This is a genomic window from Paenibacillus sp. JJ1722 (genome assembly GCF_048282685.1).
Lineage (GTDB): Bacteria > Bacillota > Bacilli > Paenibacillales > Paenibacillaceae > Paenibacillus > Paenibacillus polymyxa_B.
Genome location: NZ_CP182500.1, coordinates 2169216 through 2184642, shown reverse-complemented (window position 1 = coordinate 2184642; position 15427 = coordinate 2169216). Strand labels below are relative to the sequence as shown.

General features: G+C 44.8%; 16 protein-coding genes. 5 read left to right on the top strand and 11 right to left on the bottom strand.

The window, feature by feature from the left end:
- Positions 1-59: 59 nt before the first annotated feature.
- Positions 60-1211, bottom strand: a complete 1152-nt coding sequence (locus ACM1ND_RS09880) for an iron-containing alcohol dehydrogenase (RefSeq protein WP_025718549.1) — start codon at positions 1209-1211, stop codon at positions 60-62.
- 251 nt (positions 1212-1462) lie between these two features.
- Between ACM1ND_RS09880 and ACM1ND_RS09875 the strand changes: the two genes are divergently transcribed.
- From ACM1ND_RS09875 to ACM1ND_RS09860, 4 genes are all read left to right on the top strand, one after another.
- Positions 1463-2497 carry a stalk domain-containing protein gene (locus ACM1ND_RS09875; protein ID WP_069080042.1) on the top strand — a complete coding sequence of 345 codons (1035 nt, stop codon included), beginning with the start codon at positions 1463-1465 and terminating at the stop codon, positions 2495-2497.
- A 239-nt stretch (positions 2498-2736) separates the two neighbouring features.
- Positions 2737-3267: a GNAT family N-acetyltransferase gene (locus ACM1ND_RS09870; RefSeq protein ID WP_023988137.1), complete on the top strand. Its 531-nt coding sequence runs from the start codon at positions 2737-2739 to the stop codon at positions 3265-3267.
- A 159-nt stretch (positions 3268-3426) separates the two neighbouring features.
- The gene (locus ACM1ND_RS09865; protein WP_023988136.1) at positions 3427-3798 is read left to right on the top strand and encodes an iron chaperone; all 372 of its coding nucleotides are present in this window, start codon (positions 3427-3429) and stop codon (positions 3796-3798) included.
- A gap of 172 nt (positions 3799-3970) precedes the next feature.
- On the top strand, positions 3971-4648 hold the full coding sequence (locus ACM1ND_RS09860) for a tetratricopeptide repeat protein (RefSeq protein ID WP_076264268.1): 678 nt from the start codon (positions 3971-3973) through the stop codon (positions 4646-4648).
- Between the two features lie 110 nt (positions 4649-4758).
- Here ACM1ND_RS09860 and ACM1ND_RS09855 read toward each other — a convergent pair whose 3' ends face one another.
- The 10 genes from ACM1ND_RS09855 to ACM1ND_RS09810 form a co-directional block, all read right to left on the bottom strand.
- Positions 4759-5397 carry a GDSL-type esterase/lipase family protein gene (locus ACM1ND_RS09855; RefSeq protein ID WP_254348066.1) on the bottom strand — a complete coding sequence of 213 codons (639 nt, stop codon included), beginning with the start codon at positions 5395-5397 and terminating at the stop codon, positions 4759-4761.
- A gap of 71 nt (positions 5398-5468) precedes the next feature.
- Complete coding sequence (locus ACM1ND_RS09850; protein WP_023988130.1) at positions 5469-5891, bottom strand: GNAT family N-acetyltransferase; 423 nt, start codon at positions 5889-5891, stop codon at positions 5469-5471.
- 42 nt (positions 5892-5933) lie between these two features.
- Positions 5934-6488 carry a nucleotidyltransferase family protein gene (locus ACM1ND_RS09845; protein ID WP_023988129.1) on the bottom strand — a complete coding sequence of 185 codons (555 nt, stop codon included), beginning with the start codon at positions 6486-6488 and terminating at the stop codon, positions 5934-5936.
- Between the two features lie 19 nt (positions 6489-6507).
- Complete coding sequence (locus ACM1ND_RS09840; RefSeq protein WP_028542757.1) at positions 6508-7761, bottom strand: MDR family MFS transporter; 1254 nt, start codon at positions 7759-7761, stop codon at positions 6508-6510.
- A 54-nt stretch (positions 7762-7815) separates the two neighbouring features.
- Positions 7816-9531: an ATP-binding protein gene (locus tag ACM1ND_RS09835; protein WP_071558900.1), complete on the bottom strand. Its 1716-nt coding sequence runs from the start codon at positions 9529-9531 to the stop codon at positions 7816-7818.
- A gap of 49 nt (positions 9532-9580) precedes the next feature.
- A complete protein-coding gene (locus ACM1ND_RS09830; protein ID WP_418027626.1) occupies positions 9581-10645 on the bottom strand; it encodes a cobalamin B12-binding domain-containing protein in 1065 nt (354 codons plus the stop codon).
- 192 nt (positions 10646-10837) lie between these two features.
- A complete protein-coding gene (locus tag ACM1ND_RS09825; RefSeq protein ID WP_013309820.1) occupies positions 10838-11299 on the bottom strand; it encodes a MarR family winged helix-turn-helix transcriptional regulator in 462 nt (153 codons plus the stop codon).
- Positions 11300-11498: 199 nt separating this feature from the next.
- Positions 11499-11948 carry a VanZ family protein gene (locus ACM1ND_RS09820; protein WP_069080051.1) on the bottom strand — a complete coding sequence of 150 codons (450 nt, stop codon included), beginning with the start codon at positions 11946-11948 and terminating at the stop codon, positions 11499-11501.
- Positions 11948-12616, bottom strand: coding sequence for a ribose-5-phosphate isomerase RpiA (gene rpiA / locus ACM1ND_RS09815; protein ID WP_025718577.1), 669 nt, complete (start codon positions 12614-12616; stop codon positions 11948-11950). The genes ACM1ND_RS09820 and rpiA overlap by 1 nt, the downstream gene beginning before the upstream one ends.
- Before the next feature lie 59 nt (positions 12617-12675).
- A complete protein-coding gene (locus ACM1ND_RS09810) occupies positions 12676-13146 on the bottom strand; it encodes a GNAT family N-acetyltransferase (protein WP_028542760.1) in 471 nt (156 codons plus the stop codon).
- A gap of 467 nt (positions 13147-13613) precedes the next feature.
- Between ACM1ND_RS09810 and ACM1ND_RS09805 the strand changes: the two genes are divergently transcribed.
- Complete coding sequence (locus tag ACM1ND_RS09805) at positions 13614-15383, top strand: methyl-accepting chemotaxis protein (RefSeq protein ID WP_023988122.1); 1770 nt, start codon at positions 13614-13616, stop codon at positions 15381-15383.
- The last annotated feature ends 44 nt before the right edge of the window (positions 15384-15427 follow it).

Sequence of the window (15427 nt, the reverse complement as noted above, 5' to 3'; positions counted from 1 at the left end):
CTTCGATCAGTTCCTGGGACAGCCCTTATAGTATTTAGTAAAATAATTGCATCTTTTATTTAAAGAATTTTCTTAAACATCTCGATAACTTGTTCTTTGCTAGGTATGAACGGATTGCCCGGAGCGCAAGCATCCTTCATTGAGTTCTCGGCAAGCAGATCCAAATCCACTTCATTTACACCCAGTTCAGAAAGTTTGGAAGGAATCCCCACTTCCTTCGACAGGTCTTTGATTCTTTGGATTACATAGTCAGCGCATTCCTTATCCGTTTTCCCCTTATCTTCAAAACCGATGACCTTAGCGATGGCACGAAACTTCTCTGGTACATGCTTGGCGTTCTCCTCTTCCACAATCGGCAGCAGCATGGCATTGCAAACACCATGAGGCAAATCGTATACGCCGCCAAGCTGATGCGCCATCGCATGAACGTAACCCAATCCGGCATTATTAAATGCAAGTCCTCCCAAGAAAATAGCGTATACCATTTGCTCACGTGCTTCTATATCATGACCGTTGCTCACTGTACGAGCCAAATGATTAAAAATAATCTCTACTGCTGCCAACGCAGTGGCATCCGTTACAGGATAGGAACCTGGTGTAACCAAAGCTTCAATAGCATGGGTCAGAGCATCTAGCCCTGTAGCTGCCGTTAATGCGGCGGGTTTGTCTACCATCAGCTCAGGGTCGTTGACCGAAATCGTAGCTACACTATTCTTATCAACCATAACCATCTTGACCTTGCGCTCTTCGTCCGTAATGACATAATTGATCGTGATTTCAGCCGATGTTCCTGCTGTGGTATTAATAGCCACAATAGGAAGCGATTTGTGCTTGGATTTATGAACGCCCTCATACTCGGTTATATGTCCCCCGTTGGTAGCAATAATGCCGATTCCCTTAGCCGTATCCTGTGGTGATCCTCCGCCAATCGAAATTAAAAAGTCACATCCGTTTTCTTGCAGAAACTGAACACCATCATGTACATTTTTACAGGTCGGATTTGGTTTTACTTCATCGTATACCGCATAGTTCAATCCAATATCATCCAGCAAAGATGTAACCTTGCCTGCAATGCCACTCTTCATCAAAAATTTATCCGTAACGACTAGAGCTTTGTTTAAATTCAGTTCTTTTATATACGGCCCAACTTCATGCAAACAGCCTGTTCCCATAAGATTGATAGATGGTACAAAAAATACATGTGCGCTCATATAAAATCGGCCTCCTAAAGGATTCACTTCTTGTTGCCTCGCTAAATACGGAATTATTCTATAAAGTGAAATATTTCACATTTATAATTTTATCTTTATTTTATTTTGATGTCAATAATAAAACACAGATATTTATTGGTTTTATTTTTGTTTGTTTTGTTTTTTTAGTGAATCCAATATTTGGTACACAACTAATCGGAGGAAGCCTCGTACAACTTAGATGAACACATTAACAACGAGGTGATGACAGCATGACAATCAACAAGGGAGTATTGCTGGCTCTGCTGGCAGTATCGCTGCTCCAAGCAAACCCGTCTTATGCGAAGTCGGTACCGCTGACTCCAGTGACGACCGTTTATGTGGATGACCACCCGCTTCAGCTTGCCGCCGAGCCGCTGCTGCTAGACGGGACAACGCTCGTCCCCATGCGTCAGTTGTTTGAGGCGCAAGGAGCTGTGCTTTCCTGGAACGGATTCAGCAAAACCGTAACAGCAACCAAAACCGACACGGTGCTGACCTACCACATCGGGGAACTCGTTGCTACCCTAAACGGCAAAACGCTGTCCCTGAATGTTCCGGGACAGATCGTTGAGGGCAACACGATGATTCCACTGCGTTTTGTGAGCGAAGCACTTGGGAGCACAGTGAAGTGGGATGCCCTTACCCGGACAATCCGGATTGCCTCCAGGGACGATTTTTTCACAACAGTTCTTTCCAGGGTCAACCTGCGCAGCGAACCGGATTCATCGGGAGCTTCCCCTTCCCTGCGGCTTATTCCAGCCAGCGAAAAGGTTCACGTCATCCGCGAGGTCAATGCTCTCTGGCTGGAAGTGCGCACTAAAGACAACCTGACCGGATACATATCGGCAAAACCAAAATACAGCGACTATTCCAGCCCATCCCTGGCGGAACGGCAGGGAGATGAACTCATCGCCTACGGAGAGAAATTTCTCGGTACCCCTTATGAATTCGGCGCAGCAACCGGACAGACATCGACCTTTGATTGTTCTTCTTTTGTGGGGGAAGTGTTCCAGCATACGCTCTCTATCGACCTCCCCCGTGTCTCTTACGATCAGGCTAAAGAAGGGCGGGAGGTCGGGCTGAACGAGCTGCGCAAAGGCGACCTGCTGTTCTTCAGCGCACGCGGGCTAGAGATCGGCCATGTGGCTATCTATGCAGGGAACAACAAATTGCTGCATACATTCTCCAAAGAACGCGGCGTTCATTTTGACACGCTTGACGATAAATGGCAGAAACGTTTCGTAACAGCGCGCAGGCTGTTTTAGGACGAACCAGATAGCCAGTAACAGTAGGCTATTCCAGTCCACATTCATTATCTTCTAATTGCCTTTTGCCGGACGCTCCCTTGCGGATTGCGTTCAGGCGGCAAAAGGTCTGGATTCATTGTAAAATGGAGGTCATAACGTTTAAAGACTACGTTCGCTTAAAAAATTGGATTGAGGTATTAATCGTTTTGAAATACTAGGTAGAGTCTTTTGACTATAGACAGGAGGAATAAATAATTATGCAATTTGAGACAAACCGGCTCATCATTCGTGATATTTTCAGATCTGATTGGGAAAGTATACATACGTACACGTCATTGCCTGAAGTTACTAGATATACAGCCTGGGGACCGAATACAGAAGAAGATACAAAGGCATATATAGAACAAGTTTTAGCTTCGCAGCAGGAACAGCCACGACAAGACTACGAACTAGCCGTTTGTCTGAAAAATAATGGAATCCTGATCGGCGGTATGGGTATTCATGTCAAAGATACTAATGCAGAATTGGGTTACGTTTTGAATCCAGATTATCAAGGGAAGGGTTATGCAGCAGAGGCAGCACGAGCGTTACTAGACTTTGGATTTAGCACACTTGCTGTCCACCGTATTTATGCAACATGTCGTCCAGAAAACAAGGCTTCTGAGAAGGTTATGCAACAGATCGGAATGCAACGTGAAGGTTTGATGCGTGAACACTGGTACTATAAAGGCGAGTTTCATGATTCATGTTTGTACTCTATTCTTGCTGAGGAATATAACAGGACATAAACGGTGTTTTTTATATCTAAATATATTTTTGATTATTCAACAGACAATTACTCCTTGAGAAACATGTTACTGCGATAAAATGATATTTAAACCATTTAATGAGAAATAAGTTTGAGGAACTTTTCTGCACGATATAATTTTTAATTAAGGAGGGTCAACATGGAAGCTTTTGCAGAATATTTAGAGCATATTGATAACCCCCAACATCGGGCCCGAACGCAAGAGGTTTTGGCTTGGGTAACCAAGAAGTTTCCAAATTTAATGGCAAAAATTGCGTGGAATCAACCTATGTTTACGGATCACGGCACATTTATTATTGGCTTTAGCGTAGCCAAACATCATTTGGCCGTTGCCCCTGAAAAGGCAGGGATTAATCATTTTTCGGAGTTAATTGTGCAGGCTGGCTATGATCACACCAAGCAGTTGGTACGTATCCAGTGGGATAGTCCAGTTGATTTCTCATTACTTGAGAAAATGATCGAGTTTAATATTTTGGATAAGGCAGACTGTTCAACCTTTTGGCGGGAATAAAAAAAGGTTCCTTTTCTCGTAAAACTATACATCGAGCATCACAAATAAGTATTTTTCTTCTCGCCCCCTCTACCATCCTTCCAAATCTCATCATGCTAATCACCCTTAAAGTGACCCTATGCTATAATGTGGAAAGTATGGATTGTTACATGCACAGGAGGATTGGAGCAGAATGATTGGGAAATTTTTAATTTTCTCTCTACTATGGAGTTTGCTTGGCAACCCGTTTTTGGCAATGCTCGTACTCCTAATCGTGATCTATATATTAGATCGCAGCTTTGTCGGTGTATTGCCCAGCATCAGCAAACCATGGAAAAGAAGACGCAATGCCGCTCGATTGCGCCAACAGATTACGCTAAACGCCAACGATGTGGCTGCCAAGTTCGATTTGGCTCGTATCTGGATCGAAAGCAAGAAATATCCTCAGGCTTTGGAGCTGTTATTGGAAATTCAATCCCGTTATGAAGAATCAGCAGACTATTGGAACGCACGGGGAACGGCTGAAGTTCACACAAACCATCTGGAGGATGGAGAACAGGATTTACTGAAAGCACTGGACATTAACCCGCGGGTGCAATACGGTGAGCCTTATTTGCATTTAGCCGCTGCTTTCAAAGAACGTGACGTAAATAAGTCACTTCATTATCTGCAGCAGTTTCAGGAGATTCAGTCTTCTTCCAGTGAGGGCTATTATCTGACAGGCTTGATGTACCGTATGCTGGGACGCAAGGATGAAGCCACTATAGCCTTTAACCAGTCCATTGCCGTCTATCGTTCCCTGCCCAAATACCGCAAACGAAGTGAGCGCAAGTGGGCTGCGCGCAGCTTATTCCGTAAAATAATCGGCTAAACAGCACGCCTACTAGTGCAAAGAAAGAGGTTCATGATGGTCAGTTGCTACTGCCATGATGAACCTCTTTCTTTAATATACTTTGTCCGATCCCAAGCATCCTCTCACGCTCAGCGTAACGGCGCATAACCAAGCCGATTCAGCTCTTCCGCAATCACACGATAACCACGACTGTTCGGATGCACCCGGTCTAACGAAAGTAGTGCCCGTTCATAGCCCTCAAATGCGGGATAAATGTTCGCCACCCGGTAATTGGGTCCGCCCAATGTGTAGAGAAACGAGTTGTACTGGCGCACATATACTCCCGCCTCCCTTACCTCAGGAAAAGGATTATATAATCCCACCATCCGGATGATACATGGCTCACGCTGACCGGATTTTATCTGATACAGGGCATGTACAATTTGGCGCACATGTTCTTTGGTGTGATTCAGCGCTTGCGAAATGGAAGAACCTGACGAGCCGGAACCTCCAGCAAGGGCGCTGATGTATGGGCGCAGATCATTCCCGCCGATCGTTACCGTTATAAGTTCAGCCCGGCTGAGCGCCGACCGAAAAAGCGGATTGTTGCGGACCATTGACAGCAACTCCTGCGATGTCAGCCCGTTGATTCCCAGATTCTCGTAACTGACTGGCGTACGGAGATGTCTTTCTGCCATTCGCCGATAGATAGGTACAAATCCGCCGCTCAGCAACGTCCCCGCACCTGTTGTTAAAGAATCTCCAATCGCTGTATAGTGGTACGCCAATGAAACCCACCTCCCTCTTTCTACATAACATATCTTATGTAGAAAGAGGAACGCGGGACCCGGAGATTCGCTTATTCTTCGTCTATTTCATATACACAATGGAATTGCCCACCATCCGGCAAATCCTCTGATCCATATACGGCAAAGCCCACATTGCGGAAGAAATCTGCCCCCTCCGCATCCGTGTCCACAGTAAGCCGTTTCGGATTACGCTCCTGAATAAGCGTAAGCAGCATACCTCTGGCATATCCTCTATGACGGTTTTCAGGCAACACGGCCAGATGGCGAATTACGGTTGTTCCATCCTCCTGCTCCTCAAAGCCAACAATACCTACAATAAGTCCTTCATCTTCTACACCGAACAGCTTCCAGTCATCCGAGGCTTGATAGGTACGTAAAGCTGCTTCTCCGCGTTCAGGATGATCCAGCACAGCGTAGGTTAACAGCTCCAGAACCTCCTCACGATCTGAATCTGTTTTTATATTTTTAAACATTGTTTGTCGTCTCTCCTTAATATCCTGAAATTAGGATTACCTCTAATTCTCCATAATAAGCAACGGCCAGTTATCAAGCCACTGCTTCTCAAATACACGCTGACGAAAAGCCGTTGTGTGACGAAACAAAGGACTTTGCCGTACCCGCATATCCAGCAGATCTTCCAATCCATGCGGACAAATGACCTCTATTTGATCCTTGTCATTCAATCTAACCGCCACAGCCGTTGCCGTCTCTGGCCAGCGGCTCATCGCATCCTCTATCGAGGAATAAGGAGCCTCTCCGTTGCGAATATGCATCCGAGCCTGATTTTTGACAGACCAGTTACGTCCAGCCTGCTTACGGTTCAAGGACAATTCTAGATACTCATCTCGTTCCTCTAGCGTATTTTTCGGGTCAAAGTAAATAACATCAATATCGTTTAAAGGTGTAGCAGTTGTATAGCCATGGAGCTTGTCCCAAACCCGGTTACGTACATAGCCTGCGGCAATACATCCTTGCGGCAACTTCAGCTCTCGCACATATCGCAAGTCTTGCAGTACCTGCGGATCATTCATATATTGTATGATTCGTAGCACATTTTCTTCCGACTTCATCCTGCACTCAACTCCCTTTTTATGATGACAGTTGCTGCACCGATTCTCCTCCTTGAGCCGCGATCCGTGCTGTACGCTGCGCCAGACGGCGGCGTGCGACCAGAAGAAACGGAATGCCAATCACAACCGACAGGGCAACCGGAACAAAAACGGCAAGCGGCGCCGTTTGACCATAGATATCCAGCAACCAGCCACCAAATAAAGGAGCCAGCACGCTTCCCAAATTATTAAAGCCGATTGTACCGAAGTAGGTCCCTTTATATTGAGCATCTGCAATTTGGTCAATCAGTACGTCCAACATCGTGAACAATAACACTTCACCAACCGTAAACAGCACCATATCCAGTATAAACATCCAGCCTGAGTTTAGCATACCGCACAGCAACAGGCTGACCGCAATACATATATTCCCTGCAATCAAGGAATTCACCGGGGAAAATCGACTTGCCAATCGCACCAGCGGATATTGAAATGCCAATACACAAACCGCGTTGACCGTCAGCATGTATGTAAACCATCGGGTTCCTTCTGCGAAGGATAAGGACAAGAATTGAGGCATTGTGGAATTGGAATGAGCATAGCCCATCACACAAAATACCGTTCCCAGCAAAATCGGCATAAACACCGGATCACGGCTGGCTGTACGGAATGCCTCGCCCATCCGCAGTGGAGCCTCTCCCGCCGTTGTACCTATATGCAGATCCGATGCATACCGGGCAAATTGGATCAACAACAGTACCCCGTACAATGCGTACACACCAGCAGCTACCATAAACGGCGTCCCCGTGGATGCAGATCCTAACATTAAACCAAGCAACGGCCCTGCCACCACCCCAACATTAATGGCTGCATATCTCATATTGTAGATAAGCAGTCTTTTCTCCTTCGGGGTTACATCTGATAACAGTGCCCGTGAGGTTGGCTCGAACAAGGATCTGCACAGTCCATTCAGAGCATTAATGACAAAAAAGGCCCAGGCCGCTTCCGCCAACGCAAAAGCAACGAATACAAGCGCCCAGCTCGCAATGGACACCAGCATCACCTTTCGCCGTCCGATTCGATCTGAAATATATCCACCGTAAAAGCTGGCAAAAATGCCGACCAACGAGCTGACCGATACGATCACCCCCGTATGAAAGGGGGACACCCCTAGACGGGTGGTAAGGTAAATAGACAAAAACGGGATACTCATGGATGTCGCCATCCGTCCAAAAATTGTACCGACAATAATCGTCCAGGCCAGCGGGTGAATGGAACGTAACTGTTCTTTCATATATGTCTCTTACGTCCTCCTTCCGTATGCAAGTCTAACAAGGGGGAAATCTGTCTAGCACTGGTGAATATAGCGTTCCAGCTCTAAACACGTTGCTTGATAGACAGATTGGAGCGCAGACAACTTCGCTTTCGCATTCTCAAGTCGGTTCTCCCGTGCAAGCTGTTCAATATCGGACAGCAACGAGGACAAACGCCCGACACCCAGACTCACGCTGCCTGATTTCAACTCATGAGCAGCCTCTACTACTTTTGTGGCTTCGCCCGCAGCAGCCAGTTCTCTTAACCTATTGATTTTGGCAGGTGTATCACTAGTATACATTTCGACCAATGACTCCAGTAGTCCCGTGCTGCCATCCTCGTCCAGCATCATAATTTCACGTATAACTTCCTCATCCAAAATCGGCTTGGTTTCAGGCTTTGGAAGCCATTTGACAAGCTTTTCAGAGAGCCTTTCAATCGTTACTGGCTTCATCAAGTAATCGTTCACTCCAACCTCCTGGCCCCGTGCCTGATCCTCCTCGGACACATTTCCGGTCAAAGAAATGATTGGCACAGGTGGTTGCTGGTTTTCTGCTTCCCGCTGGCGGATCGCTTTCGCCGCATCATGACCATTCAGCAGAGGCATATGATGATCCATTAGAATACAAGCGTAGGATCGTTCGGAGGCCGCTCTTACAGCAGCTTGTCCATCCTCAGCAAAATCAATATGCTGGAATCCCAAGTGGTTAAGCTGTAATTGCACCACCTGACGATTTACCCGATTATCCTCAGCCACCAAAATAGTTTGAGAATGACTGTGCTCACGCAGCAACTCGCTAAACACCTTCAAATCACCAGTTTCATGCTTCTTCATTTCGTCTGCCTGCTCCGATCCTTTCATGAAGGGAATTTCAAACCAGAACGTAGAGCCTTGGCCTTCTTCACTGACGACCCCAATTTCTCCCTGCATGAGTTCCACAAATGAACTGCATATCCATAGCCCCAGACCCGTTCCTCCATATTGGGAGGCGCTTCCTTCACCGGCCTGTACATAGGGCTGAAACAGCTTATTCTGATCCTCCGGTGAAATCCCAATACCCGAATCCTGCACCTCAAACCGAACACGTTGGGAATCTTTTGTTTCCTCCACTAATTTTGTTCGAACGATGAGCAATCCTTCACTCGTAAATTTATTCGCATTGTTCAACAGATTGAGCAAGATCTGCATGATCCTTGCCGAATCTCCCTCCAGATGCTCTGCCACACTGGTATCGGTCTCTATACTCAACCGGTTACCCATCTGATAGATTTGCGGCTCCAACAACTGGGCAACGTGACTCATAATCGCCTGAACTCTGACATTTCCGATCTCCAGTTCCATCTGTCCTGCTTCCACTTTGGATATATCAAGCAGATTATTAATCATGTTCAACAACAGAGAGGCTGACTCACGTATCACACCGATGGCCTGCCGTTGATCTGGGGAAAGTTTGGATGAACCTAACATTTCGATCATTCCAAGTATTCCATTCATTGGCGTTCTGAATTCATGACTAACCACAGCCAGAAAAGTGCTCTTTAGGTCATTAGCCCGTACCGCTTCTTCCTTCGTCCGTGTTAATTCCGCATTACTTTTGGCAAGCTGACGCTGCAGATTGACCAGTTCGTTGTTCATTGATGAAAATTCATTCAGCAGCTTTTCTTCCTCAGCCTTGCTTTTCACAATCTCATCCGTTAATTGTTCGACCGTTTTCCGCAGGACAGCCATTTCTGCTGTCGGTTCCTTCATATTAAAAGGCCCCCTTTACAAAATGACTAACAGGTTCACAAAACTAACCTTATTTCCTGAGCGAAAGTAAGTCACCTGTAACCTCCAGTGCTTCCTCCGCACCTGGTGCGTATCCGTCCGCCCCTACTTCCTGCCACAAGTAGGAATCGAGATTAAAAGGCAAGCCTCCGACCATAATTTTCACATGGCTAGTAGTTGGGTCTTGCCGAATGAGAGCAATCAACCCTTTCACTAAATGGACATGGTAAGCCATGGTAGCTGAGATAGCCACCACATCCGCCTTGTAACTCACAATGGCCTGAAGCAGACTCCGGTTAGGTACATTGGCACCTAAATAATACGTATCCCAACCATCCATTTCAAATATATCAGCCAGCATACGCAGACCAAATTCATGCTGCTCGCTGCCTACACACGCCGCCACGAGGCAGCGTTCCTTACTTCCACTTCCCATCCATCTGGGGTACAGGCTGGAAATAATAAATTGAGTCGCGGCAGTGCAAAAATGCTCTTGACCGACGGTGATTTTGCCTTCATGCCATAGACGGCCTATTTCATATTGCGAAATTTGAAAAATATATTTATACGTATGTTGAATAGAGATACCCTCATCCAGCAAACGGACGATCCAATCCAAAGCCTGTCTGCGATTACCTGAGAGTAAATATTCCAAATATTGAGCCGCATTAGCAGCATAAGGATTATCATCTGTAATAAAAGAGGCATACTCCTCTTTCTTCCCAATTTGCTGTATCCCCAAATCCAGATGCTCCAGCACCATGGTTTTATCCGTATGATCGAAGTGCTCTATCAACGTCTCCTGGATTAATCTGAAATTGATGCTCAAATCTTCTTGGGTTATGCCGAAACCCTCCAGAAGCTTTTTTAACCAGGAAACATACTGTGTAAATAAAATAGGGCTGTTCATGATTACACTTTCAGCTAAATAGTTCAAACTATATATAGAATCCTGTTTTGTCTTTATTTTACCGTTATCCCCAAAACGCTGCAAAAGATCGGGCTGTAATTCGTATTGCTTATGGGTAACTAATTCAGCCAAAGCTCCTGCTTGCATCAATAGCGATTCACCTGCGGTATATTGCTGTATACTCATGTACAGCTCCTTCCCCGACAAGGTATTGTATTCGAAACAGATACTGGGGATTTGTTCCAGACGTGACTATTAGACAATTATACCTGATTTGCGTCTCTACATTAACCCTACTCCCCAAAATACGACAAAAAAATAAAATACCGAGAAGTCGGTATTTTATCTAAAAGCAGATTTAACCTGCACATGCACAATTTATGATCCGTTACTCTTCTGCCCCTCAGCCGTTAGTCCAAGCTTTTTTAACAGATGAATAGCCTGCTCTTTCTCTTCCACAGATAAGCCATCTACGGTCTCCATAATGACACGATGATGCTGCGGGAATATTTGCTCAAAGAAATGACGTCCATCATCAGTCAATTCTGCATAAATCACACGCCGATCATCTTGTGATGCACGACGGGTAAGCAAGTTTTTTTTCTGAAGTTTATCTACCACGTACGTAATATTCCCACTAGAGATTAGTACCTTTTCACCAATCTTCTGCAAAGGCTGTGGTCCCCGATAATACAGCAGATCAAGCACTCCAAATTCTGTTGTATTTAATCCATGACTATGAATGTCCCGATTCGTACGGGACGTGACCGAATTATAAGCACGAGCCAGAACAACGAACAAATTAAGTGCTAAGTCCTGATCATCTGGTTTTACAGACATATTAACAGCCTCCGTTACTCATATCTTTATTCCAAGATATCTTAATTGTGCACTTTTGTCAAGTTTAAGCGTTCCTTTCCCTGCTCTTACGGCCTATAAATGGAGGAATTACCGTCTATTATGAGAAGGTTACAGTTCATTATGTAAAAAAAGCCCGCTCTCAGCCAGTCTTAAAGCACTGATCCAGAGAGCGGGACGATTATGTTGTTATCCCTAACTTCTTACGTACAAATACGTAGGCAACACGGCCGCATAATACTCCCAGAACATTCAGTATGATGTCATCTACATCCATTGTACCTGCGCCCAGTAGCATTTGGGACACCTCAAGAATGACCAGTGCGATCACTATCGTTAACAACAGACTGCCTATACTTCGCATGGACACCCAAATGATAGGCACAAGGATACCGAAGGGAATAAATACGCCAATATTACCGAGCAAATTAACACCCCATACCCGAAAAGGAAACGACTCCATTGCCCGCAAGTATTGCCTAATCGTATCAAACGGAACAATATTATACGAATACGGGGGTCCTGGTCGTAATGTACGACCAAAACCGAGAAACATCCAATATAATAGAAGCCCTGTATATAAAATCAATAACATCAATGCCACATGATGAAGCAGGCGGGTCCTAGACATTACTTGTTACGGACGTCGATCTGTCCATTGGCCCGTGCGATAATAACCTGGTCCGCCATATTAATGAACAGTCCGTTATCGACTACACCCGGAATTTGATTCAAGCGGATTTCCAATTCCTGCGGATTCTCGATCGTACCATAGCGACAATCGGCAATATAATTACCATTATCCGTAAGGAAGCGCTCGCCGTCTTTCATACGCCATTCTGCTTTACAGCCCGTCCCCCGCAAAGCCTCCAACGTCCACTCACTGGCAAAGGGTACGACCTCAACGGGTAAAGGAAATGCACCCAGCACCTTCACATCCTTGGACTCATCGACAATAATGATTAATCGGTCGCTATTGCTTTCCACAATTTTCTCTCTCAGCAGGGCTCCGCCTCCACCTTTCACCAATACCAGTTGCTCGTTCACTTCATCTGCACCGTCGATGGTAACGTCAAGCCTTCCAATCTGATCAAACGGAATGATGGGAATTCCCAGCTCCCTGGCCTGATCCTCCGAGGCTTGGGATGTAGCTACAGCCTGTATATGTAATCCTTGTGCTACACGCTCACCGATTTTTTGAATAGCCCAAAAGGCTGTCGAGCCTGTACCAAGTCCTACTTTCATACCGTCCTGAATCGCTTCAACTGCTTTTTCGGCCGCTTTTTGCTTCAAATTCATTATCATCTCTCCCGCTATATAGGCTAGTATTATCATCATCCATTTTATAAGAGAACGCTTTATAATAACAGAGACAGCTTTTTACCATAACAAAGGCTGTTTTCATCGTGTTCATACTCCCCAAACCGTTCAATAGGTTCGTATCCCCGCTTGGTATAGAGAGCAATCGCTTCAGGTTGAGCCGCTCCGGTCTCCAGTTTAATTCTTACAACTCCTCGTTTGCTGGCCTCCTCTTCCAAAAAAGATAATAGACTCACCGCAATTCCTTGTCTGCGATAAGAGGAATCGACATAAAACCTTTTGAGCTCCATTTCTTCCGCATCTATAGGCCTAAGCCCTCCACAAGCCACCGGTTTTTCGTCCACATACACAACAGCGAAAACCATTTTTTTAACTTTCGGATTGGAAAAATCGACCAAGTAAATTTCGTCGGCAGGATACCTTTCCAGCAAGTCCTCATCCAGCCTTTGAATCAACTTATGCAGATCCTCATGATTACTCTCAACCTTTAAAATCGTAAGCTTGGACATTCTTCTTATCCCTCTTCTCTTTACATGGATATAAGGACTCATTTCGCAAACAATTCACAAAAACCGCGCTAAATCAAGCATTTCCAACGTCAAATATGAAAAATGTCCCAAATTGATAAGTGCATTTGACTCTATTATAAAGTATGATGGTTTCTGTTGAATAGTTGCTTATGGACTGTAATGAAGTCGAATTTCAAGTAGAAGTATAAATTGGAATATACTGAAACACAGACAGCGTTTACCTATTAAAAATTAATTTTTTATTGTGTAAGGTATTCATTTCAAGGGCTTTTCGTACGACATATATATAGGGATATCATACTTGTCTATAAAAGGACTTAAGACCTATTACTTAAAATTCAAGGGTCTATGATCTCGATTAATATGTTTGTAAGGGGGACTTGATTATCTCATTCGATAAGCGGTTCAACACCATATACAAAAATACAACCAGGGAGTGGAACATTTTGAAAAAGTGGAGTAGCTTATCATTCTTCACCAAAAACTTATTATTATCCTTCTTCAACATCGTATTGATTGGGCTAGTCCTTATTGTGTCCAGTTATTTGATCCAACGTACGATTTTGATAGACCAATTGCATGGGCAAGTGGAAAAAATCACATTGAAGTGGGCCCAGGGCATTAATTCCGATGAAGTAACCCAAGCGGTTCAAGAGAAAAATTATGATGGACCCGTTCAAACCAAACTCCGCGCGTATCTAGATAACATCATGGCGACGAATCCGAATATCTCTCATGCTTATATTTTCGGGACGGAGCTCGAAAATGGCAATCTAACATCTATTGTGGCGATGCCAACGGATCTCAGAGAAGCATTTGAAAAAGATAAGCTGCTCGTTGGCTCCATGTACGAGCAACCCAATGTCGTAGCAGTAGGCGTAACCGGTATGCTGGACAGTGGCAAACCAACATTCACCAGCTTCTACGATGATTCTTTTGGTACATGGACGACTTTGATGACTCCGATTAAAGATCCAAGTGGCAAAATCTTTGCATATTTTGCAGTCGATGCAGATGCCGGTGCCGTACCTGCAGGATTGACCAAGCTACTCATTAGCGGCGCTACCATTTTAGTGATTTTCCTACTGATCTGCCTGGCGCTTCAATATTGGGTTGTAAAACGCACGCTGTCCCCGATTAAGCAACTGATGTACGGTATCAGTGAAGTAAGCAGAGGAAATCTGGATGTTCAAATTCATGCAGGTCATGATGATTTGGGGCTCGTGAATCAGAACTTCAACAATATGGTAAGTCATATTAACAGCATTATGACCAAAGTGAAGCAGACAACGGATGAAGTCAATGAATCTGCCAAGGAATTACTCGCAATCTGCGAGCAAAACGGAATCAATTCCAACATCATCAATCAAAACATCAGTGAAATCACGGAGAATATCCGTTCGCAGGAAAAAGCAACAGGTGATAGTGCACGTGCCATGGCTGAAATGGCTTCGGTAATTCAAAATATTGCCACTAGTTCTTCCAATGTTGCGGAGGAAGCCAATTCGGTAGAGAAACGTTCTAATGAAGGCAACGAGATTGTAGGTAAGGTATCATCCCAAATGCACTTGATTACCGATACAGTAACCAATACTTCCCGTATCATCAAGTTGCTGGACAGTCGTTCGCAGGAAATTGGCAATATCATCAGTACCATTTCAGGCATCTCCAGTCAAACCAACCTGCTCGCTCTGAACGCTTCTATTGAAGCTGCCCGTGTTGGTGAAGAAGGTAAAGGCTTTGCCGTTGTTGCCAGTGAAGTACGTAAGCTGGCAGAACAATCTGCGGATGCAACCAAACAAATTACGTCCCTGATTGAAGAAATTCAAAGTGAAATCGGACAAGCTGTGAAGTCGATGGAGCAAGGAAACGTTGAAGTTCAAAACGGAATCGTCGTTGCCGGACAAGCAGGCGTGCTGTTCAATGATATTCTTCAAGCAACTAAAAATGTAGCATGGCAAATCCAAGAAGTATCCAGTGCTACTGAGCAAATATCTGCGGGTACACAGGAAATGACAGCAACAGCAGACGATCTTTCTTCCACCGTAACCAAAACAGCCAATAACAGTGTTCACATTGTGCGAACGGTGGAGGAACAAAAAGCTTCTTTGGATTCGATTATTGATTCATCCCATAAATTGACATCCATGTCTGAAGAGCTTCAAGAAATTACATCTTATTTCAAAATTGCAGACACCAACCGTACCAAATCATAATAACTATTTATCGACTCCAAAATTAATTTCATAAGTAAATCATT

Coding starts and splice junctions, on each gene's coding strand:
- ACM1ND_RS09840 (WP_028542757.1), bottom strand. CDS start 7,761: ATGAAAGAACAGTTACGTTCCATTCACCCGCTGGCCTGGACGATTATT.
- ACM1ND_RS09870 (WP_023988137.1), top strand. CDS start 2,737: ATGCAATTTGAGACAAACCGGCTCATCATTCGTGATATTTTCAGATCT.
- ACM1ND_RS09880 (WP_025718549.1), bottom strand. CDS start 1,211: ATGAGCGCACATGTATTTTTTGTACCATCTATCAATCTTATGGGAACA.
- ACM1ND_RS09865 (WP_023988136.1), top strand. CDS start 3,427: ATGGAAGCTTTTGCAGAATATTTAGAGCATATTGATAACCCCCAACAT.
- ACM1ND_RS09845 (WP_023988129.1), bottom strand. CDS start 6,488: ATGAAGTCGGAAGAAAATGTGCTACGAATCATACAATATATGAATGAT.
- ACM1ND_RS09810 (WP_028542760.1), bottom strand. CDS start 13,146: ATGTCCAAGCTTACGATTTTAAAGGTTGAGAGTAATCATGAGGATCTG.
- ACM1ND_RS09825 (WP_013309820.1), bottom strand. CDS start 11,299: ATGTCTGTAAAACCAGATGATCAGGACTTAGCACTTAATTTGTTCGTT.
- ACM1ND_RS09835 (WP_071558900.1), bottom strand. CDS start 9,531: ATGAAGGAACCGACAGCAGAAATGGCTGTCCTGCGGAAAACGGTCGAA.
- ACM1ND_RS09875 (WP_069080042.1), top strand. CDS start 1,463: ATGACAATCAACAAGGGAGTATTGCTGGCTCTGCTGGCAGTATCGCTG.
- ACM1ND_RS09820 (WP_069080051.1), bottom strand. CDS start 11,948: ATGTCTAGGACCCGCCTGCTTCATCATGTGGCATTGATGTTATTGATT.
- ACM1ND_RS09860 (WP_076264268.1), top strand. CDS start 3,971: ATGATTGGGAAATTTTTAATTTTCTCTCTACTATGGAGTTTGCTTGGC.
- ACM1ND_RS09830 (WP_418027626.1), bottom strand. CDS start 10,645: ATGAGTATACAGCAATATACCGCAGGTGAATCGCTATTGATGCAAGCA.
- rpiA (WP_025718577.1), bottom strand. CDS start 12,616: ATGAATTTGAAGCAAAAAGCGGCCGAAAAAGCAGTTGAAGCGATTCAG.
- ACM1ND_RS09850 (WP_023988130.1), bottom strand. CDS start 5,891: ATGTTTAAAAATATAAAAACAGATTCAGATCGTGAGGAGGTTCTGGAG.